Annotated in this window: 20 protein-coding genes; all 20 read left to right on the top strand. The window is 61.2% G+C overall.

Going from position 1 to position 19,916, the window contains the following annotated elements:
- The first annotated feature begins 8 nt into the window (after nt 1-8).
- The 20 genes from L0976_RS22845 (at nt 9) to L0976_RS22750 (ending at nt 19,338) form a co-directional block, all read left to right on the top strand.
- The gene (locus tag L0976_RS22845) at nt 9-1,031 is read left to right on the top strand and encodes an FUSC family protein (RefSeq protein WP_009450497.1); all 1,023 of its coding nucleotides are present in this window, start codon (nt 9-11) and stop codon (nt 1,029-1,031) included.
- Between the two features lie 188 nt (nt 1,032-1,219).
- Nucleotides 1,220-1,834, top strand: coding sequence for a TetR family transcriptional regulator (locus L0976_RS22840; protein WP_233290649.1), 615 nt, complete (start codon nt 1,220-1,222; stop codon nt 1,832-1,834).
- A complete protein-coding gene (locus L0976_RS22835) occupies nt 1,834-3,615 on the top strand; it encodes an alpha/beta hydrolase (RefSeq protein WP_064332054.1) in 1,782 nt (593 codons plus the stop codon). Before L0976_RS22840 ends, L0976_RS22835 begins: the two co-directional genes overlap by 1 nt.
- A gap of 7 nt (nt 3,616-3,622) precedes the next feature.
- The gene (locus L0976_RS22830) at nt 3,623-5,035 is read left to right on the top strand and encodes a bifunctional enoyl-CoA hydratase/phosphate acetyltransferase (protein ID WP_064332055.1); all 1,413 of its coding nucleotides are present in this window, start codon (nt 3,623-3,625) and stop codon (nt 5,033-5,035) included.
- Nucleotides 5,032-6,207, top strand: a complete 1,176-nt coding sequence (locus L0976_RS22825; RefSeq protein WP_064332056.1) for an acetate/propionate family kinase — start codon at nt 5,032-5,034, stop codon at nt 6,205-6,207. The genes L0976_RS22830 and L0976_RS22825 overlap by 4 nt, the downstream gene beginning before the upstream one ends.
- Nucleotides 6,208-6,210: 3 nt before the next feature.
- Nucleotides 6,211-6,984, top strand: a complete 774-nt coding sequence (gene fabI / locus L0976_RS22820; protein ID WP_009450492.1) for an enoyl-ACP reductase FabI — start codon at nt 6,211-6,213, stop codon at nt 6,982-6,984.
- A 118-nt stretch (nt 6,985-7,102) separates the two neighbouring features.
- Nucleotides 7,103-8,221 carry an alpha/beta hydrolase gene (locus L0976_RS22815; protein WP_009450491.1) on the top strand — a complete coding sequence of 373 codons (1,119 nt, stop codon included), beginning with the start codon at nt 7,103-7,105 and terminating at the stop codon, nt 8,219-8,221.
- A 48-nt stretch (nt 8,222-8,269) separates the two neighbouring features.
- A complete protein-coding gene (locus L0976_RS22810) occupies nt 8,270-8,857 on the top strand; it encodes an HdeD family acid-resistance protein (protein ID WP_009450490.1) in 588 nt (195 codons plus the stop codon).
- 350 nt (nt 8,858-9,207) lie between these two features.
- Nucleotides 9,208-10,056 carry a universal stress protein gene (locus L0976_RS22805; protein ID WP_009450489.1) on the top strand — a complete coding sequence of 283 codons (849 nt, stop codon included), beginning with the start codon at nt 9,208-9,210 and terminating at the stop codon, nt 10,054-10,056.
- A 76-nt stretch (nt 10,057-10,132) separates the two neighbouring features.
- On the top strand, nt 10,133-10,663 hold the full coding sequence (locus L0976_RS22800; protein ID WP_009450488.1) for a DUF1269 domain-containing protein: 531 nt from the start codon (nt 10,133-10,135) through the stop codon (nt 10,661-10,663).
- Nucleotides 10,664-10,734: 71 nt separating this feature from the next.
- The gene (locus L0976_RS22795) at nt 10,735-11,982 is read left to right on the top strand and encodes a Na+-translocating NADH-quinone reductase subunit A (protein ID WP_009450487.1); all 1,248 of its coding nucleotides are present in this window, start codon (nt 10,735-10,737) and stop codon (nt 11,980-11,982) included.
- Nucleotides 11,979-12,785 carry an RnfABCDGE type electron transport complex subunit D gene (locus L0976_RS22790; RefSeq protein WP_009450486.1) on the top strand — a complete coding sequence of 269 codons (807 nt, stop codon included), beginning with the start codon at nt 11,979-11,981 and terminating at the stop codon, nt 12,783-12,785. Before L0976_RS22795 ends, L0976_RS22790 begins: the two co-directional genes overlap by 4 nt.
- On the top strand, nt 12,778-13,596 hold the full coding sequence (gene nqrC, locus L0976_RS22785) for an NADH:ubiquinone reductase (Na(+)-transporting) subunit C (RefSeq protein WP_009450485.1): 819 nt from the start codon (nt 12,778-12,780) through the stop codon (nt 13,594-13,596). Before L0976_RS22790 ends, nqrC begins: the two co-directional genes overlap by 8 nt.
- A complete protein-coding gene (locus L0976_RS22780; RefSeq protein WP_009450484.1) occupies nt 13,593-14,252 on the top strand; it encodes an NADH:ubiquinone reductase (Na(+)-transporting) subunit D in 660 nt (219 codons plus the stop codon). Before nqrC ends, L0976_RS22780 begins: the two co-directional genes overlap by 4 nt.
- Nucleotides 14,249-14,851 (top strand): NADH:ubiquinone reductase (Na(+)-transporting) subunit E, encoded by a 603-nt coding sequence (gene nqrE, locus L0976_RS22775; protein WP_009450483.1) that lies wholly within the window; start codon nt 14,249-14,251, stop codon nt 14,849-14,851. Before L0976_RS22780 ends, nqrE begins: the two co-directional genes overlap by 4 nt.
- Nucleotides 14,848-16,068, top strand: a complete 1,221-nt coding sequence (gene nqrF / locus L0976_RS22770) for an NADH:ubiquinone reductase (Na(+)-transporting) subunit F (protein ID WP_009450482.1) — start codon at nt 14,848-14,850, stop codon at nt 16,066-16,068. Before nqrE ends, nqrF begins: the two co-directional genes overlap by 4 nt.
- Before the next feature lie 4 nt (nt 16,069-16,072).
- A complete protein-coding gene (locus L0976_RS22765; RefSeq protein ID WP_009450481.1) occupies nt 16,073-17,047 on the top strand; it encodes an FAD:protein FMN transferase in 975 nt (324 codons plus the stop codon).
- A 162-nt stretch (nt 17,048-17,209) separates the two neighbouring features.
- Complete coding sequence (locus L0976_RS22760; protein WP_009450480.1) at nt 17,210-17,605, top strand: CBS domain-containing protein; 396 nt, start codon at nt 17,210-17,212, stop codon at nt 17,603-17,605.
- Between the two features lie 31 nt (nt 17,606-17,636).
- Nucleotides 17,637-18,299 (top strand): nitroreductase family protein, encoded by a 663-nt coding sequence (locus tag L0976_RS22755; RefSeq protein ID WP_009450479.1) that lies wholly within the window; start codon nt 17,637-17,639, stop codon nt 18,297-18,299.
- A 70-nt stretch (nt 18,300-18,369) separates the two neighbouring features.
- On the top strand, nt 18,370-19,338 hold the full coding sequence (locus L0976_RS22750) for a calcium/sodium antiporter (protein WP_009450478.1): 969 nt from the start codon (nt 18,370-18,372) through the stop codon (nt 19,336-19,338).
- Nucleotides 19,339-19,916 lie beyond the last annotated feature (578 nt).

Genomic DNA, 19,916 nt, shown 5'->3' with positions numbered 1-19,916 from the left:
GTGGGGCCATGTATGTTTCGCCCCGGCCGAGCTTTCGCGACGACCCAAATTTTCCTTTGCGCATGGCGCTGCTTGCGGTGATCTCGGTGGGCGCGATACCCTTTGTCATGCCCTCTATGCCGGCGCTGATGGCGGCCCTGCCGTTTGGCCTGATGGCCGGCATGCGCAAGGCCTTCGATCCGAAGAAAGCCATAGGAGGTCCTCTGGCGCTCATCATGATGATTTGGTTGGCAAGCGGCGTGCTCACCCTTCTCATGTCTTGGCCGGTGGCGTTCCTGATCGCGGTCGGCAGCCTCTATTTCGTCGCGTTCTATCTCATCCAGAGCACCGGCAACCCGATGGGGATGCTGATCCTGGTGTCCGTTGGCCTCGCCTCTATCCTGGGTATGAACTCCATCACTGCGCTCGACGCCCTAAGTGATTCGGTGGTCGAGGCGGGCATCCTCGCATTGATCGCGATTCCGGTCCTTTACCTCCTCATTCCGCCGGCTACCCAGGAGAAAATGATCGACGAATATACGCCCGCACCGGGCAATCACGTGCGATCGGCGCTCATCCGGGCGGTCGTCCTGCTCGGGCTCAGCTTCTGGCTCTACAGCTTCATCGATATGTCCAACATGATGATGGCGATCGCCGCGATATTCGTGCTGTGTTTCCCGACACGCGAGCAGTTGTTTGCAGAGGCCCGGGAACGGATCTTTGCGACGGTGCTAGGTGCATCCGCAGCGGGTGTCGCCCTGTTCCTGATGACCCTGAACGCCCATTTCTTCATGCTGGTCGGTCTGGTCTTTCTCACGGTGCTATATTTCGCCACCATGATGATGATCGGCCGCCATCCTCCGATGGTCTACCAGTTCAGCGCATCGGCCGCTCTGTCACTGATCGTTGGTGCCCTTACCACGCAGGAACCTTCCTATGCAGCGTTAACCCGCCTGGCACTGACCTTCGTCGGAACCGCAGTCGCAGCGCTGATGACGGCGACGCTCGAAAGCATGGCCAATGCGTGGGAACGACCAACCCTGCGGCGCTGAACGAAAGCAAGGGTTTGAACATTTTAAATGACTCGCGATCAAGCGCTCCTCTCTCAAGGTAATTTGGCGCGATTACTCCGAGTTTGTGAAAAAACGCGAAACGAAGAGCACATCACAGCGTCGGTCATCGGCTGTTGACTGCCTTTCGTTGCGCCGATAGACTGGACAACCGTTTATTTGGAGAAATTATGCCCAACCGAATGATCCGGCCCGTCCCGGAAGACACCACCCGTGAGCGCATCCTGAAAGCCGCGATACTTCGCTTCTCCACCCACTCCTATGAGGAAACCGGGTTGCGAGACATTGCCGCCGATGTCGGTGTCGACATGGCCTATGTTCATCGTTCCTTCGGTTCGAAGGAAGAGCTGTTCCGGGCAGCAGTCAAGGCGATACTTCAACCGGAGGCCTGGCTCGTCGGCGAGGCGAGCGAGTTGCATATGACGCTCGCGCAAGACATCCTCGCTGAGAAGGGCGCCAACGAAATCCGGCCTTTTGACATCCTCGCGCGATCTTTTTCCAGTCCAGAGGCATCGCGTGTTTTTCGTGAGCTCATCGACGACGGGTTCGTCAAGCCGTTCGCTTCCAAATGCCCGCTCATGTCCGAGCGGCGCGCGTCAATGGTCGCCGCGTTTCTGGCCGGGGTCAGTATTCTTCGTGACGTCATCGGCACACCAGCCCTCCAGAAGAGCGGAAGTGATCGTGAACTGATGGCTCTGGTCTCCCAGATTGTCGAGTTCATCATGAACGAAGACAAGGAATGCCAGACCATGAGGGCCACCGTGCCGATCAGTCGGGAGACATAATGAATGATTTGAGCAGGTCAGGAATGAGGGCGGCAGATGTCCCTCACGATACTCTCGGCACGGAGGCCTTCCGCGCCATTGATCGGATGCGCGAAGCCTGGAGCGCGCGGATCACCGGCGGGCTTTCGCCCGCGGCGCTGGCGCTAGCATTGTTCGACTGGTCGATTCATCTGGCCTCGGCGCCGGGGAAGCGTCTGGAGCTTATCGACAAGGGGGTGCGGAAAAGCGCCCGGCTGTCGGGCTATCTCTGCGCCGCCAGTCTCGGTGACGACACTCCATCCTGCATCGAGTCCTTGCCGGGCGACTACCGCTTCACCGGGGAGGCGTGGAAGGGACTCCCCTTTGCGGCCTATGCCCAGGCGTTCCTGCTCGCCCAGCAGTGGTGGCACAATGCGACGCGGGAGGTGCCGGGCGTCGCTCCTCACCACGAGGACGTGGTCTCCTTCGCCGCGCGGCAAGTGCTCGACATGTTCTCGCCCTCCAACAACCCGTTCACTAATCCCGAGGTGATCAACAAAACCATCACCACTGGAGGGGCAAACTTCCTCTCGGGGTTCCAGAACTGGTTCGAAGATGTGAACAGGCTTGCAGGCGGCCGCCCGCCCGTCGGTGCGGAAGGGTTCGCACCGGGCCGGGATGTCGCGATCACTCCCGGCAAGGTCATCTTCCGAAACCATCTGATCGAACTGATCCAGTACAGCCCCACGACCAACACCGTGGTGGCGGAGCCGGTGCTGATCGTGCCGGCCTGGATCATGAAATACTACATCCTTGACCTGTCGCCGGAGAACTCCCTGGTACGCTATCTGGTCGGGCAGGGGCACACGGTGTTTGCCGTTTCCTGGCGAAACCCTGGGGCAGACGATCGCGATCTGACGCTGGACGATTATCGCCGTTTGGGTGTCATGGCCGCGCTCGACGTGATCGCCGCCATCGTTCCCGACAGCAAGATCCACGCCACTGGCTATTGTCTAGGCGGTACGCTTCTCGCGATGGCGGCGGCTGCGATGGGGCGCGCCGGCGACGGGAGGCTGGCAACGCTCACCCTTTTCGCAGCCCAGACGGATTTTTCCGAACCCGGCGAACTGGCGCTGTTCATCGATCCGAGCCAGATGCATTTTCTTGAAAGCATGATGTGGGATCGGGGCTATCTGTCGGCGAGCCAGATGGCCGGCGCCTTTCAAATCCTGAAGAGCAATGACCTCGTCTGGTCGCGACTGGTCCACGACTATCTCATGGGCGAACGCACGCCGATGAACGACCTTATGGCCTGGAATGCCGATTCCACGCGCATGCCTTACCGCATGCATGCCGAATACCTCCAGCGTCTCTACCTGGACAACGAGCTTGCATCCGGCCGCTTCATCATCGATGGCCGTCCGGCGGCGCTGCAGAATATCCGCGTGCCGATGTTCGTCGTGGGAACGGAACGCGATCATGTCGCGCCATGGAGATCGGTCTACAAGATCCACCAGCTAGCCGATACCGATGTTACCTTCGTTCTCGCCAGCGGCGGGCACAACGCAGGCATTGTCAGCGAGCCGGGCCATCGCGGTCGCCGCTATCGCATCGCGACCAGGCTGGCAGCCGACATCTGCCTCGGACCCGACGAATGGGCAGCAGAGGCAGAGGAGAGGGGCGGTTCCTGGTGGGAGGCGTGGCTGCCGTGGCTGGCTACACATTCAGGCAAGGTTCGTGTAGCCCCGCCTCAGCTTGGTGCCGCCGAGAGGGGTTTTCCTGCCATTGCAGAAGCGCCCGGTGCCTACGTGTTCCAGAAGTGAGAGTGCGATGGCGGAAAAATTACTGACAAATCATACCTTCGCCGATTTACAGGTCGGCGATACCGCAAGCCTCACACGGGTGGCAGGTGATACCGACATCGATCTGCTGGCAGCGATGCTCGGCAAAAGGCCGGCAGTTGGTGACGGGGCAGCGGAGGCAACGACGTTCTTCAACGATATCGTTGCCAACGGGCTTTGGACAGGCGCGCTGGTCTCTCTGGTGATCGGCACAAGGCTTCCGGGGCCAGGGACGATCTATCTGGGACAGGATTTCCGTTTCGTGAAGCCGGTCGCCGCCGGCGACACGATCACGGCAACCGTGCGGGTGGTGCAGAAAAACCCGGACAATCGCACTGTTGCACTGGAGACGATCTGCGCAAATCAGAAAGCGGAACTTGTCCTGACCGGTAAGGCCATGGTGATCGCGCCCGACAAGTCGGTCGAATGGACCGCAACACCCTCCTCCGTCGCATTGCAGGATACAGGGCGAGCAAGCCGATATGAGGCTTTTGTTGCCGAAGCTCGTAGTCTCCCCCCGGTTCGGGCCGCCATTGTACACCCGTGCTCCGCCGGAGCAATCCTGGCTGCGGTCGAGGTCCGCCAACAGGGCCTGTTCGACCCGCTGCTGGTCGGGCCGGAGGCGAAGATTCGCGCAGCCGCCGAAGCCTCAGGGATCGATCTCGGCGACATGGCGATCGAGGACGTTGCGCACAGCCATGCGGCAGCCGCGCGCGCCGTGGAACTCGCGGTCGGCGGTACGGTTTCGGTTCTGGTCAAGGGCAGCCTGCATACCGACGAGCTTCTGGGCGCCGTCCTCGCCACCGGGTCCGGTCTCAGAACGGAGCGGCGCGTCAGCCACGTCTTCGCCTTCGACGTCCCGGCCTATGGCAAGCCGCTGATCGTCACCGACGCTGCGATCAACATCCAGCCGACGCTCGACCAGAAACGCGACATCTGCCAGAACGCTATCGACCTTCTTCTAGCTCTTGGCGTCAAAGAGCCGCGCGTGGCGGTGCTCGCAGCAGTCGAGACCGTCAACGCGAAGATGCCATCCACCCTTGACGCCGCGGCGCTGACCGTCATGGCGGCGCGTGGCCAGATCATCGGTGGACGTGTCGATGGCCCGCTTGCCTTCGACAATGCCATCGATCTCGATGCGGCGAAGACGAAGGGCATTGTCTCTCCCGTCGCGGGCGAGGCCGACATCCTGCTCGTGCCGGACCTTGAGGCTGGCAACATGCTCGCCAAGCAACTGATTTATTTCGCGGGGGCGACCGCGGCCGGCATCGTGCTCGGCGCGCGCGTGCCGATCGTGCTGACCAGCCGCTCCGATCCGCTTTCGGCGCGCATCGCCTCGGCAACGCTCGCAAGACTGCTCGTCGCCCGCAATCAGGTACCCGGAACGGGGGCCATCTCATGAGCCAGCAACTGCTTGTCACCTTCAATGCCGGCTCCTCCACGGTCAAGATCGGCCTGTTCGCCGTTGAAGGCGGTGGCCTCACGCGAATCGGCAAGGGAATGATCGATTTCCGCAAGGCCCCGTTGCGCTTCGAGCTTTCCGAAGGCCCGGATCGCTTCGATGTTGAGCTGGAAGCCAAAGCGGAGGAAGAACTGGACGAGGTCTTGCGCGAAGCGTTCGACCGGCTGTCCTGGCACTATGATTTATCCGGCATCGCCGCTATCGGCCACCGCGTTGTGCACGGCGGTGACCTGTTTGACGGACCGGTGCTCATCAACGATCAGGCGATGTCGCAGATGGAAGCGCTGATACCGCTTGCGCCGCTTCATCAGCCCCAGGCGCTGCGCCTTGTCCGGGCGATCGCGCGCCTTCGGCCAGAAATCAGGCAGACCGCCTCCTTCGACACGGCTTTCCACCGCTCGCATGCCGACGTCGTCCGCCGCTTCGCCCTGCCGCGGCAGCTCTACGAAGAGGGTATCAAACGCTATGGCTTCCACGGCCTTTCTTATCGATCGATTGCCAACCAGCTTATCAGCAAATGGCCGGAGCAGGCGGCGGGCAAGGTCATCGTCGCCCATCTCGGTTCCGGCGCCAGTCTTTGCGCGATGCACAACTGCGTCAGCCGCGACACCAGCATGGGTTTCTCAACGCTGGACGGCGTACCGATGGCGACGCGCTGCGGGGCGCTCGACGCCGGCGTGGTCATACACCTCTTAAAGGCCGGGCGAGATCCTGGCGAAATCGAGGATCTCCTCTATCACCGTTCGGGTCTGCTGGGCGCTTCCGGCATCAGCGCCGACAGCCGCGTGCTTCTGGAGAGTGATGAGCAGCAAGCCAAGGAAGCAATCGAGCTGTTCACCTTCAGGGTCGCCGGTGAGATTGCCCGGCTTGCCTCGACGCTGGGCGGCCTCGACACTCTCGTATTCACCGCCGGGATCGGCGAGCATCAGCCGACGATCAGAGCTGATATCTGCACCCGGCTGATGTGGCTCGGCATTGATCTCGATCCTGGAGCGAACGCCGGGAGCGGTCCCGTCATCAGCAGTCCTGCCAGTCGTCTTACCGTCCTTGTCATCCCGACCGATGAGGAGCAGGTGATCGCCACTGACGCCTTGAGAATCTCGGGAGGCTGAGCGATGGCTGCGATCGTTGATATATTCGGAAGACGTGGCCTCGTCGTCGGCATCGCCAACGATTCCTCCATCGCAGCCGGCTGTGCAACCGCGTTCAAGGCTGCCGGCGCCGATCTGGCGGTCACCTATCTCAACGATAAGGCTGTCCCGTTCGTACGCCCGGTCGCCGATGCCCTGGGCGCGTCGCTGTTCATGCCCTGTGACGTTCGCATTGATGGGCAGCTCGAGGCGGTTTTCGACACCATAGCAAATGAATGGGGCCGCCTCGATTTCTTGCTTCATTCGATCGCCTTCGCGCCACGACAGGACTTGCAGACGAGCATCGTCAACTGCTCCGCTGACGGTTTCGCGCAGGCCATGGATATATCGTGCCATTCCTTTATCCGAATGGCGCGGCTCGCCGCCCCGCTGATGAAGGAAGGCGGATCCTTGATAACCGTCAGCTTTTTCGGGGCTGAGCGCGTCGTCGACAACTACAATCTGATGGGACCGGTGAAGGCGGCCCTGGAAGCAAGCGTACGCTACCTGGCCGCCGATCTCGCAGCGCGGGACATCCGCGTCCATTGCCTGTCCACCGGGCCGATCGCCACCAGGGCAGCTTCCGGAATCGAGCGTTTCGATGAGCTCATCGACACGGTGCGTGAGAGAACACCATCGCGACGCCTCGTGAGCATCGCTGAGGTTGGGCGTATCGCCGCATTCCTGGCAAGCGAGGCGGCAACGCCTCTGTCGGGGTCGGTGGTATACGCCGACAACGGTTTCCACATCACGGCCTAGCCAGAAGGCGGGCTGATGCAAACTAAGTCGGGGTCGCCGCTCGCGCGGCGACAGGGTGAACTCTGTCATATCGAGAGCGCGATGCTTCGAATGCATAAGTAAGAAATCGGTTCAGTCAATGCGTGAATTCAGTCTACGCCTTACGCTACTTCTTCTCACAAGCCTGCTTGCAGCCTGTGCCGGCCGCCCCGGCCCGGAACTGCTCGCCCAGAGGGCCGAAGCCGTTCCGGGGGCCAAGCTCACGACGGTTTATGTGGCGACCACGCGCAAGCGTGATGAGAACGGTATCTACACGTCGGGTCGTAGCCGCGAGGTTAGCTATATCCGCTACAGGGTCTCCATCCCGCCAGGTCACAAGACGGGCAATGTCGAATGGCCGAAATCGAAGCCGAACCCGAAGACGGATTTTGTCACCGTCGACCAGCACATTCTCGACGCGGCGACATTCGAGGCGGAAGTCACGCGTAAACACAACGGCAAACCGCCGAGTGTCGGCGTGTTCGTGCATGGCTACAACACCAATTTCACCGAGGCCGTGTATCGCATAGCCCAGATGACAGCTGACGCCGGCGTCGATGCCGCCCCGATCCTGTTTGCCTGGCCGTCCGAAGGCGCTTTGAGCGGCTACGTCGCCGACAAGGACGCGGTGACGTTCTCGCGGGACCAGTTGGCGGATCTGCTCAGCACCCTGGCGCGCAAACAGACCCAGGGTCCCATCACGCTCGTCGGCCACAGCATGGGGGGATGGCTGACGACGGAAGCCGTGCGCCAACTGCGGCTTACCGGCAAGGACGCGGCGATCCGTCGACTGCAGGTCGTGCTTGCGGCGCCCGATATCGATGTCGACGTGTTCCAGGCACAGCTTGCGACGATCGGGACACTGAACCCGCCGATGACAATCCTTGTTTCCAAGGATGACAGGGCGCTGAAGGTCTCGGAATTTCTATCCACAGAACGTCAGCGCCTGGGCAGGATTGACGTGACGGATCCGAAAATCGAGGAGGCGGCGCGCAGGGCGAATGTGCAGGTGATCGATATATCGGATATCGAGGCCTCAGACAGCTTCCGCCACAATCGTTTCGTCGGTCTCGCTGCCTACTATCCGAAGCTTTCGGGCCGGGATGGAACGAGCGACCCCCGAAATCTCAGGCAAGCCGGAGCGTTTGTATTCAATTCGGCTGGCGCGGTCCTTTCCAGCCCGTTTGTCCTTGCCGGCAAGATCGTCGGCGGAAACTGACACGACGCGAAGCAGCTTTCTTCACGCAACTATCGCAGGAGAATACTTATGATATTCAATTACACCGCAAGCCTCGACGCCGCCGACCTGCAACTGTTGCGATCGCGATGGCGATGGCTGCTGGTCGCCGGCATCGTGCTCGTGTTGATAGCTCTTGTCGCCCTCTCCAACCTGTTGCTGGCCACGGTCGTTTCCGTCCTCTTTGTCGGTGTCACGATGCTACTGGCGGGTGCGGCGCATATCGTCTTCGCATTTCAGATGAAGCGATGGGGCCAAACTGTCGGTTTGCTCGTTGTCGGTGTGCTTTATGTCGCGGCCGGTGTGATGACATTCTGGAACCCGGTCCTGGCATCCACTTTCCTGACACTACTGATGGCTCTCAGCATGCTCGTCGCAGGCATTGTCAGGACTGCCGCCGGTCTGGCGATCCGCCCGGCTTCCGGTTGGCTATGGCTCGCGGCGGCCGGCGCCGCGACGGTGCTTGTTGCACTTGTCATCCTTGCGGGCTGGCCGGTCAACAGTTTGTGGATCATCGGCGCACTGCTGGCGATCGACGTCATGGTGACCGGCTGTGCCCTGAGCGCATTGGCGCTCGCGCTGCGACGGTCCCTCAGGATCGACCGCAATCACGAATAAGAACCGGAGGTTGGAAACGACAATGAAGCAAACAACACCGTTCACCGTGGAGGTCCGAAAGAAACGCCGGATGCAACAGCACGAACTCTCTCCAAGCCGCGCCCTGAAAAAGACAGACGAGACCAGATCCGCGCCGGAAGGGGAAAACACAGCCCCGAATGAAATCACGCCTCAGAACGACCCTGCGGCCCACCGTCCCCGCACACGGTAAGGCTGAACGCTGGCCCGCCGGACTCCCTGACACAATCGTGAGGCACAAGAAAAAGGATTTTCGCCCTCTCAATCATCAGCTGTTGACTCACGGAGTATGTTCATTAGGGTAAAGCTGATGTTTGGTGACGAGGGGGGGAATGAAGACGCCAAAAGATATTGTCGTTTATATCGATACAGCCGATGTTTCTGTTTGTCGGGTTTATATTGATTATGCTGTCTCACTCGCAAGCGCATGGGATGCGCATGTCGTTGTGGCCTTCGTGCCGGAAGATTTAATCGCCACTCCCTCCCATGGCTTCGCCCGAGGGCAGGCGATCAACAGCATGATAACCTCCTTCGAAGGGCGCCGGCATGACGCCGAAGAGCAGCTGCGGGGGCTCCTTTCGGATGTAGCGTCCGCTACCGGCGTGAATTGCGAGCTTCGCATATGTTCCGGTGAAACGGGCGAGGCGCTGATGCTGCACGCCCGCCACGCAGCCTTGGCGATCGTCGGAACGGGGCGTGACCCGGACCGCGCTGAGACGGCTCTCACCGTCTCGGAGGATATCATCTTCGCCTCCGGTCGCCCTTCGATCCTTTTGCCCACATTCTGGCAAAGCGATGGCGCCGTGCCCGAGACGATCGTGGTTGGATGGAATGCCAGCCGGGAAGCGGCCCGCGCCATTGCCGATTCGATGGCGTTCCTGGCCACCGCTCGCGCCGTCCACGTCGTCGTTGTTCCCGAGCCCAAGGTCGCGCGGCTTCTGGGGGAGGACCCCGGAAGCGATATCTCTCTCCATCTCGCGCGCCATGGGATCAGGGTGACGCTTGACCGCCTGGAAGGCAGCAATGCCGGTGATCTGATCCTGTCGCGCGCGGAAGAGGTTGGCGCCGACCTGGTGGTCATGGGCGCCTATGGGCAGTCCCGGATCACCGAGTTCGTTTTCGGCAGCGCAACACGCACCATTCTGGCCAATCCGAAAATCCCGATCTTTCTTTCGCGATAAGACGTGATCGTCCAACAGGGTGGGTGGGCCCCGCAGGCCGTCGGCAAAAAGAGATTACAACACAGGAGAAGAAAACATGTCCGATCTGGTCGTCGTCGGTTTCGATACGGTTGATGAAGCCGACAAGGTGCTTCTCAAGCTCGCTGCTCTCAGAAAAGAATATCTGGTCGATCTGGAAGATGCCGTCGTCGTCGTTCGTGACGGCGAAGGCAAGGTCCATCTCAAGCAGAGCCTTAACCTGGCGGCTCTCGGCGCCACATCGGGCCTTCTCTCGGGAACGATCTGGGGCGGCCTTGTGGGCCTGCTCTTTCTCAATCCGCTTGCCGGCATCGCCATTGGCGGCCTGACGGGAGCGGGTGTCGGCGCCTTGTCCGGCTCCCTTGCCGACTATGGCATCGACGATACGTTCATCAAGTCTCTGGGCGAGACCATTCCAAGCAATTCGTCTGCGCTGTTCGTTCTTGTCCGCAAGGTCCAGCCGGAAAAGGTGCTGGCGGAGTTCGAAGGCCTGCGTGGTCGAGTTCTCAAGACGTCCCTGTCGCCAGAGCAGGAAGAGAAGCTGAGGATCGCCTTGTCCGAAAATGTAACCGGGTCAGGCAACGCCTAGGTGGCCACGCCCGGTTGATGTCCGATCGGGAAGGGAAACGTCCAGCATCGCTTACGTGGGAGGGGTATTTTTTGCAGGTACATATCAGGGGCGGGATCGATCTTCGATGGGAAGGCAAGCCGATAGACACGATTGAAGATGCGGTCGTGGCTCGCTCGGTTGCGCTTATGGGAGAAGATTACCCGCGCCTGCGCCCGGTTATCGATGTCGCGATCGGACAAGCCGTGCGAGCCGGCGAGCGGCTGTTTACGGATCGTCACCGCCCTCATCTGACGTTTACAGCCCCTGTTGCTGGAACAATCCGCGCAATCTCGCGCGGCGCGCGTAGAAGCCTCGATTCCATTATTATCGACGTCGAGGACGAAGCCGCCGTCGAATTCGACAGGCCCTCACGGCCAGATCGCATGACCATGCAGTCGCTCCTGCTCCAAAGCGGTTGCTGGCAGTCATTTCGCACCCGGCCATTCGGTCGGCTCGCCGATCCCCGGCAGGCTCCTGATGCGATTTTCGTAACAGCCACCGATACCGCGCCGCTCGCAGGTGATCCGGCCCCCGTCATAAGGCGCTTCGAATCATGGTTTCGTCTCGGCGCGGAGGCGCTGCGTCACCTGACCGACGGTCCCGTTTACGTCTGTCACGGGGCCGATGCCTCCCCGGCCGTTCCCGAAGCCGTCAAGGCTGTCTGTTTCGCGGGCAGGCATCCGGCGGGTCTGGTTGGAACCCATATCCATCATCTCAATCCTGTCGGTGTAAACAGGATGGTTTGGCACATCGGCTATCAGGACGTAATCGCGCTGGGATGCCTGCTCGATACGGGCCGGATATGGACACGGCGCGTCGTTGCGCTGACCGGACCGGGGACGTGCAGTCCGCGCCTCGTTGTCGCTCCCGCAGGCGCGAATCTGAAAGATCTTTTCGGCGCCTCGCTCACCGGTCCCTCGGTTCAGTTGCTTTCGGGCTCTCCGCTCGGCGGAACGGTCGAGCATTTCCTGCGGCGTTATGACGTGCAGGCCACCGCCATCCCACACAGGCATCCGCTCCGGCGCTCCTTTCTCATGCGCTACCTGACCTCATTCAACGAGCAATTTCCGGCGCCGCTCATTCCCAATGCCGTTCATGAACGGGCCGCGCCTTGCGGGATCCTGCCCGCGCCGTTCCTGCGCGCCATCAGCACGGGCGATGTGGAAACCGCCGCGAAACTTGGTGCGCTGGAACTTGTGGAAGAGGATCTGGCGCTCCTGAGCCATGTCGACGGGTCGGGCACGGATTATGGCGCCCTGTTGCGTGCGACGCTCGATGAGTTGGAGGAAGCGATATGATCGCCTTCTTCCATGACCTGCAGGCGGGCCGCGTCGGCCGCACCTTGTTGTCCGACAGCGCCACGCCCGCGCTGCTCGGCGTGATCGTCCCGGTCGTGTCCGCGCTTGTCGCAGATACGGAACAGTTCGCAGCGCGGCTGCTGATCTCTGTCAGCCTGACCCTTGCGTGGCAGCATGTCTTCACACGTGTCCGGGGTCTCAGGCCGGGACTTGACGGTATTGTCGCCGCCACGCTGATCGCCCTTCTTGTCCCGGCCGATGCGCCGCTCTGGCAGCTCGCTTTGGGCGTCAGCTTCGGCGTGGTGATCGCCGAACAGGTGTTCGGTGGGCGCGGGCGCAATTTCGTGCATCCTGCCGTCGCCGCCCTTGCCTTCGTGATGTTCTCCTTCACTGAAATCGACTATCGAGCCGGGCCAAACATTCCTCTGGCGGCATTGCTTCCGGCTTTGGTTCTCCTGCTCCTCAGCGGCCAGGCGTCATGGCGATTGCTGCTTGCGGCCTACTGCACGATGGCCCTCATGGTTTGGGCGCAGGGAAGCGATCCGTCGGTCAACCTGCTTTCGGGTGCGATCGGCTGCGCGATCCTCTTTCTGGCGGCAGATCCTGTATGTTCCTGCACGACAAATCCAGGTCGTTTTGCACAGGGCATTCTGACCGGCGTGCTCATCGGCCTGTTCTCGCAGGCCGGATCGACTTTTGGAGCCGCGATCTTCGCGATCCTGATGAGCAGCATTTTCGCACCATTGATCGATTACGTGGTCGTGGCGATCCATGTAAGGCGGAGGGCAAGGCGACATGGCTGACGCTCGTCCTCCCAGCCCGCGCCCGGGCATGTGGCGCCGCTTTCTGAACCGTCCGAACACCGATGGCGTCAAGACGATCGGCATGTCGCTTCTGGTGGCCATTGGCTGCGGCTTTACCGTCTCCATCGCAGCGGTCGTCCTGCGGCCGATCCAGCAGGCCAATATCGTCGCCCAGCAACAGGGCCGCATGGTGCAGATGCTGGAAAACGTTCCGGGCATCGGGGAGATATTGAAGGAATCTGGCGCAAGCGGCGTCGAAACGCTCGTCATCGACCTCGCAAGCGGAACGGTCGCCGCCGATGTCGATCCGGGAAGCTTCGATCAGCGAGCGGCGGCGGCGGACGCAGAGCGAAGTTCGGCCCTGCCGCGCGCTGACGACCTCGCTGGTCTCAGCCGCCGCGAAAACCACGCGCTTGTCTATCTTCTGCGCCGCGGCGAGGAACTGGCGCTCGTTGTGCTTCCGGTCCGCGGCGCCGGCTACCAGTCGACCATCCGGGCCTATCTGGCGCTGGAGGCCGATCTCGACACCGTTGCCGCCTTCACGGTTTATGAGCAGGGTGAGACGCCCGGCCTCGGCGCCCGCGTCGCCGAGGACGGTTGGCAGGCGCAATGGGCAGGCAAGCGCATCTTCGACGATGGCGATTTCGCCATTTCCGTGGTGCGCGGCAATGCCAGCGGCCCCAATGAAGTCGACGGCATCTCCGGCGCCAGCGTCACGAGCTATGCGATCTCGGACATGCTCGAATTCTGGATGGGCGAGCACGGCTTCGGGCCGTTTCTCGACAGGCTGAAGAAAGGCGAGATCGAATGACTATCCCTTTCCGCAACCTGACAGATCCGCTCATCGACAAGAACCCCGTCACCGTCCATATCCTCGGCATCTGCTCGGCACTGGCGGTCACGACATCGATGTCCACCGCTCTCACCATGTCGATCGCCCTGACCGTCGTGCTCGGCCTGTCGGCAGGCGTCATCAGCGCCATCCGCCGACACATCCCGTCCTCCGTGCGCATCATCCTGCAGATCACCATCATCGCCTCGCTGGTCATCGTCGCCGACCAGATGTTGCAGGCTTTTGCCTATGAGATGAGCCAGCGGCTGACGGTGTTTGTCTCGTTGATTGCCACGAACTGCATCGTGCTCGGGCGCACCGAAGCCTATGCGCTGCACAATCCGGTCGTTCCCAGCATCGTGGATGGCGTCGGCAATGCACTCGGCTACAGCCTGGTGCTGCTCACTGTCGCCGCCATCCGCGAGTTGTTCGGCGCCGGAAGCCTGTTCGGCGTCGGCCTGCTGCCACTCGTGGCCGACGGTGGCTGGTACCAGCCACTCCGTCTTATGCTGCTCGCGCCGAGCGCATTCATCATCCTTGGCCTTCTGGTCTGGGCTGTTCGCAGCCTGCGCCGGGGCCAGAGGGAAGCGCCTGAATTCGAGTTGCGCGAGCAGCAAAGGACGACTGAGACATGATCGAACTGTTCCAGCGCTCCATTTTCGAAGAAAACCTCGCGCTGTCCTTCTTCCTCGGCATGTGCACCTTCCTCGCCGTCTCCAAGCGCGTGGAAACAGCCTTCGGCGTGGGTGTTGCGATGATCGTCGTGCAATCGCTCAGCGTGCCGGTGAACTACCTGCTGCACGCCTATATCCTGAGTGCCGGGGCGCTCGCGTGGATGGGGCTGCCGGATGTCGATCTCGGTTTCATGCGGCTGATCACCTTCATCGGCATCGTCGCGGCGATGGTGCAGATCATCGAGATGCTGCTCGATCGTTACGTGCCCGCCCTCTACGGCGCGCTTGGCATCTACCTGCCGCTGCTCGCCATCAACTGCGCCATTATCGGCGGCAGTCTGTTCATGGTCGAGCGGCAATATGATCTCACTGAAAGCACGGTCTATGGGATCGGCACCGGGATCGGCTGGGCGCTGGCCATCGTCGCGCTCGCGGCGATCCGCGAGAGGCTGCGCTATGCCAATGTCCCCGAAGGATTGCAGGGCCTCGGCATTGCTTTCATCGTCACCGGTCTCCTGTCCATGGCGTTCTCCGCCTTTGTGGGAGTGCGCGTGCTATGACGGAGATCCTGCTCGGCATCGGCTTCATTTCCTTGCTGCTCGTCGCGCTGGCAGCCGTTGTCCATAAGGTTCGGGAGTATCTGCTGCCGTCGCGACCCGTGGCGGTCACCGTTAACGGCGGGCGTGAGATTGGCGCTCTGGCGAATTTCAAGCTTCTCGATATTTTGAATTCCAACGGCATCGCCGTGCCCTCGGGCTGCGCCGGCGCGGGAACGTGCGGCCTGTGCCGCGTCAGCGGCGTCACGGGTACGGGAGAGCCGTTGCCGACGGAACGCGCCCGGCTTTCTCCTGCCGACGTTCGGGCTGGAATGCGGCTCGCCTGCCAGATCGTGGTGCGAAACGACCTCGCCGTCACCGTCCCGGACGAGGTGCTCGGCATCACCACGATGAACTGCCGCGTGGCATCGTCGCGCAGTGTCACGCCTTTGATCAAGGAAATCGTGCTCGCCTTGCCGGAGGGCGCGGAATTCGACTTTCGTGCGGGCAATTTCGTGCAGGTCACCGCACCGGCCTATCGTCTCGACTTCTCCGGCATCGCGCTTGAACCGCAGCATGCCGCCGAATGGAAAAAACTCGGAATTGACAAGCTCTCGTCGCAAAGCCCTCAGCCCGTCTCTCGCGCCTATTCGGTTGCCAGCCGACCCAAGGATGTCGGCATGATCGTGCTCAACATCCGTCTGGCCACGCCACCGCCAGCCAAACCGCATGCACCTCCCGGCATCGTCTCGTCATGGCTGTTCGGTCTGCGCGAGGGCGACCCGATCGAAGTGGCGGGCCCGTATGGTCACTTCGGGGCGCAGGATACCGGGCGCGAGATGGTGTTTATCGGCGGCGGCGTCGGCATGGCGCCCTTGCGCGCCATCATAACGGACATGCTCGAGCGTCAGGGAAGCCGCCGCAAGATCAGCTTCTGGTACGGCGCGCGAAGCCGTGGCGAACTGTTCTACGCCGACGAATTCGACGAGCTTGCCCGGCGTCATGAGAACTTCCGCTGGGTGCCAGCCCTCTCCGAACCAGCCAGAAACGACCCCTGGGACGGTGAGTTAGGCTTTGTCCATGATGTCGTCTTCCGCGCCTATCTGAAGGATCACCCGGCGCCGGAGGACTGCGAATATTATCTGTGCGGCCCTCCGCTCATGATCGAGGCCATCTACGCGATGCTCGATGAATGCGGTGTGGAGAGCGAGAGCATCTTCAATGACGATTTCGGGATCTAGGAGCATGACGACAAGGCGCGAGATCGTATTTGGACTGGGAGCCCTGGCCGGACTGATGTCCTTGCCGTCTTTGGCCCGAGCCGGTGCCGATGATCTCACGCGCATCTCCGGGCGCGCTTTCGGCACACGATGGCAGGTCACCGTTCCGGCCGATGCCGATGCCCGCAAGATTGGCGCGGATCTCCGGCACTTACTGGCCGGGATCGATCATTCGATGAGCCCGTTTCGTGCGGGTTCGGAGCTTTCGCGCTTCAACAGCCGTTCGGAAATCACACCGTTCGCAGCCTCCGAGCCGCTTCGGACGGTTGCTAGCAAGGCACTCGAGATTGCGCGATTGACCGGCGGCGCGTTCGATCCGGCCGTCGGGCCCGCTGTCCATCGTTACGGTTTCGGGCCGATCGCTGCCGGGCGGTCCGGTCGCTACACCGCTTTTGCCGTCAGTGCCGAAGGCCTCTCCAAAGCAGAGCCGGAACTTTCGCTCGATCTGTGCGGCATAGCCAAGGGCTACGCCGTCGACCGGCTTGCAGGACACCTGAGAGATCAAGGGCTGCCGAGTTTCCTGATCGAGGTGGGTGGCGAAGTCTATGGTTTCGGTGCGCGCCCTGACGGCCGTCCATGGCGCGTCGGCATTGCGGACCCGCTTCGCACCGGTGTCCACACGACGCTTCCCCTGACAGGCGTGGCGATGGCGACCTCGGGCGATGCGATCAATGCCTATGAGATCGCGGGCCGCCGCTACAGTCATACGATCGATCCCGCAACCGGAGAGCCGGTTCGCAACAGCGTCGCCTCGGTTTCCGTTCTGGCCCCGACAGCGCTGGAGGCCGACGCGTTTGCGACCGCCCTTCTGGTAATGGGTCCTGAAGGCGGCCTTGCATTCGCCTCCGCCAACCGTCTGCCCGCGCTTTATCTGCTTCGCGAGGCGGGAGGTCTTAAGGCCAGAGCCAACAGGTTGTTCATCGACCAGGGGAGGGCATAAAGCCATGCAGACCATTTTCGCCGCTGTTCTTCTGACCGGGCTTGCCATGCTCGCGCTGGCCGCCGGCCTTTTTGCCGGCCGCGCACCGCTCAAGGGATCGTGCGGCGGCGCGGCCTGCGGCGGCAAATGCCATGCTTGCGAACGATCCGAAGGAAGCGGGACATGAAACTCGACACGGTCGCCGATCATATGCGCACGGACCTGATCACGCTAACGCCGGACATGGAGATAGTACGGGCCGTGTCCGTGCTCATGCAAAACGGCGTGTCGGGTGCATGCGTCATCGACGGCGCCGGCGATCTCGTCGGCGTTCTGTCCAAACGCGATTGCCTGAAGGCCGCACTCAACGCCTCCTACTACAAACAATGGGGTGGCAGTGTCGCCGACTATATGAGCACCGAACTCGAGACGCTCGATGCGGGTATCGACATCGTCGAAGCGTGTGAGCGCTTTGTCGCAAGCTCGTACCGGCGGTTCCCCGTCACCCGCCATGGCCGACTTGTCGGCCAGATCAGCCGTACCGACGTCCTCAACGCCCTTTCACGGCAGTGGACATAACAAAGCCCCGGAAAAGAAAAGGACCGATATCATGACACGACAGCTCTCCAGAAGATTGTTTCTCGCAGGAACCAGTGCGGCAGCGTCCGCAGGTATCGTCGGGACAGCCAATGCGCAGGTGGCCTCCGGCGGCGCTGCAACCGTCTCCGTGCAGGAAGCCCTGAAACAGCGCCGCTCTACCAAGCGCTTCGGGCGTGGTGACGTTGCGCGCGAAAAGGTGCTCGAAGCACTGTGGGCGGCCAATGGTGTCAACCGCGCGGACGGTGATGGACGCACAGCGCCCGCCTGGCACGGTGCGAAGAACGTCGATATCTACGTCGCGCTGGAAGATGGCGTCAGTCTCTACGACCCCGTGGCAAACGCTCTCAACAAAGTGGCCGATACAGATATTCGCGCGGATGTCAGCCCCACGGCTTTCGTACGCAGGGCGCCCGTGGTGCTGATCTATGTCTCTGATGCCGAGAAACTTGCCGCTGCCGCCGGTGACCTGGCCAAGTCTGCGCCCGAAGAACTGGTTATCGCCGCACGCGTCAACTCAGCCATCATGGCCCAGAACGTCTATCTGTTCTGCGCTGCCGAAGGGCTCGGCACATGCCTCCTCGGTACGGTGGACCGCGAAGCTATTAAAACAGCGCTGAAGTTCCCGGATCATCTTTCGGTGACATATATCCAGCCCTTAGGCGAAATCGGCTGATCCGGAGCGTGGTCATAGAGCGGCATGCAGGCCTTGCCGCATATCCGGTGCTTCTGCAGAGACACAAGCCTTGACGGCCGCAATTCTCTGGTGCGCGCTTGGCCTCCTCGCTTTGGTCGGCGGAGCGGATATACTGGTGCGCAGCGGGTCGACGCTCGCGCGCCGGCTGAGCATATCCCCGCTCGTCATCGGGCTCACATTTGTTGCGATCGGGACAAGCACACCTGAGCTGGCGGTGGGCATCAATGCCGCGTTGACGGGAGAAGGAGGGTTGGTCGTCGGGAACATCGCCGGCACCAACACCTTCGGTCTGCTGTTCATCCTTGGACTATGTGCTATCGCTCGGCCCGTTGTTTTGGAACCGGTCTCCGTTGGGCTTGAACTCCCTGCAATGATAGCCGCCGCACTGGCGTTCTGGGTGTTTGCAGCTGATGGTTATCTGTCGAGAGCCGAGGGCCTTGTGTTCCTGCTTGGTGGTATCGGCTATATCGTCCTGGTCGTTCGAAGCGCGCGCTTAAGAAGTTCGCCACCCGACAAAGAGTTGCCAGTCCTGCCACGCCCGATGCGCGACGCTCCGCGGAGCGGATGGTTGAACGTCGCCGTCATGATTGGTGGTATTGCGGTCATCACAATAGGCGCGGATTGGCTCGTATGGGGATCCTCCGATCTTGCTCGCAGGTTGGAGGTCTCCGAAGCTCTTATCGGACTGACCATAGTTGCAATCGGCACATCGAGCCCTGAACTGATCACGACAATCGTCTCGACCGTACGCAATGAGCGCGAGATCGCGGTAGGCAATCTTTTGGGCAGCAGTGTCTATAATATTGCAGTCATTCTTGGGCTGACGATGCTGGTTCCGAGCGAAGCGATCACCGTGGAAAGAACGCTCATCGCCGTCGACATTCCTGTTATGGCTGCGGCAACTGTGCTTTGCGTTCCAGCCTTCCTCACGGGCAGAACTCTGTCGCGGGCCGAAGGGGCAGCATTTGTCGGTTGCTACATAGCTTACTTCGCCTACCTTATGCTCGCTCGGACTTAACTCTGGCGCAGGCAGGGTAATGAAACTGGACGCATCGATTTGCTCCGCGAAGGTTGTCGCTTCCGTTCGAAAAATTGACGGATACAGCGCGCAATAGGTCACCCACGAGTAGGTTATGCAGCTGTTTCGAAGAGCAAGTTATGATGGCTGCCCGTCCCCGCAACCATCTTTACTTGCTCGGGCAGCAAGTAAAGATTAGATCCTGCCCCCGCAACCAGAATTTACGATATTTATCAAATAGAAAGCCCTCTCCCGCGAGAGGGCTTTCTTGCGTTTGGAGCCTAGCACAAGGGCAGCGTTGACCTTGCCCCTGACCTTGTGACCTTTGCCCCGCTAGAATGACTCTGCCCCGTTGGAATAATCCATTTTGAAGTAAGCTCTGGCCCATTGAGAGGACCAGGGAATGAAGCGCCACCGTTTCACAGGCGACAGATCATCGGGATTCTGAAGGAGCACGGTAAGCGGTGTTTTGCACCCACCTTCCGGATCACGGCGTGATTGACGATGTTGAGCCGAATGAGGGCTTGGACATATGTCGATTTCAGAGCTTACGCTTACATCCAGCGATAAAGAGCCGG

The sequence above is a fragment of the Shinella sp. NM-101 genome (assembly GCF_021401195.1).
GTDB lineage: Bacteria > Pseudomonadota > Alphaproteobacteria > Rhizobiales > Rhizobiaceae > Shinella.
This window is presented reverse-complemented; position numbering and strand designations above follow the sequence as displayed.

Bases quoted from the DNA above. Each gene is read 5' to 3' on its own strand.
- L0976_RS22805 (WP_009450489.1), top strand. From the start codon at position 9,208: ATGAAGACGCCAAAAGATATTGTCGTTTATATCGATACAGCCGATGTT.
- nqrE (WP_009450483.1), top strand. From the start codon at position 14,249: ATGATCGAACTGTTCCAGCGCTCCATTTTCGAAGAAAACCTCGCGCTG.
- L0976_RS22765 (WP_009450481.1), top strand. From the start codon at position 16,073: ATGACGACAAGGCGCGAGATCGTATTTGGACTGGGAGCCCTGGCCGGA.
- nqrC (WP_009450485.1), top strand. From the start codon at position 12,778: ATGGCTGACGCTCGTCCTCCCAGCCCGCGCCCGGGCATGTGGCGCCGC.
- L0976_RS22810 (WP_009450490.1), top strand. From the start codon at position 8,270: ATGATATTCAATTACACCGCAAGCCTCGACGCCGCCGACCTGCAACTG.
- L0976_RS22830 (WP_064332055.1), top strand. From the start codon at position 3,623: ATGGCGGAAAAATTACTGACAAATCATACCTTCGCCGATTTACAGGTC.
- L0976_RS22780 (WP_009450484.1), top strand. From the start codon at position 13,593: ATGACTATCCCTTTCCGCAACCTGACAGATCCGCTCATCGACAAGAAC.
- L0976_RS22755 (WP_009450479.1), top strand. From the start codon at position 17,637: ATGACACGACAGCTCTCCAGAAGATTGTTTCTCGCAGGAACCAGTGCG.
- L0976_RS22790 (WP_009450486.1), top strand. From the start codon at position 11,979: ATGATCGCCTTCTTCCATGACCTGCAGGCGGGCCGCGTCGGCCGCACC.
- L0976_RS22800 (WP_009450488.1), top strand. From the start codon at position 10,133: ATGTCCGATCTGGTCGTCGTCGGTTTCGATACGGTTGATGAAGCCGAC.
- nqrF (WP_009450482.1), top strand. From the start codon at position 14,848: ATGACGGAGATCCTGCTCGGCATCGGCTTCATTTCCTTGCTGCTCGTC.
- L0976_RS22815 (WP_009450491.1), top strand. From the start codon at position 7,103: ATGCGTGAATTCAGTCTACGCCTTACGCTACTTCTTCTCACAAGCCTG.
- L0976_RS22760 (WP_009450480.1), top strand. From the start codon at position 17,210: ATGAAACTCGACACGGTCGCCGATCATATGCGCACGGACCTGATCACG.
- L0976_RS22835 (WP_064332054.1), top strand. From the start codon at position 1,834: ATGAATGATTTGAGCAGGTCAGGAATGAGGGCGGCAGATGTCCCTCAC.
- fabI (WP_009450492.1), top strand. From the start codon at position 6,211: ATGGCTGCGATCGTTGATATATTCGGAAGACGTGGCCTCGTCGTCGGC.
- L0976_RS22825 (WP_064332056.1), top strand. From the start codon at position 5,032: ATGAGCCAGCAACTGCTTGTCACCTTCAATGCCGGCTCCTCCACGGTC.
- L0976_RS22845 (WP_009450497.1), top strand. From the start codon at position 9: ATGTATGTTTCGCCCCGGCCGAGCTTTCGCGACGACCCAAATTTTCCT.
- L0976_RS22840 (WP_233290649.1), top strand. From the start codon at position 1,220: ATGCCCAACCGAATGATCCGGCCCGTCCCGGAAGACACCACCCGTGAG.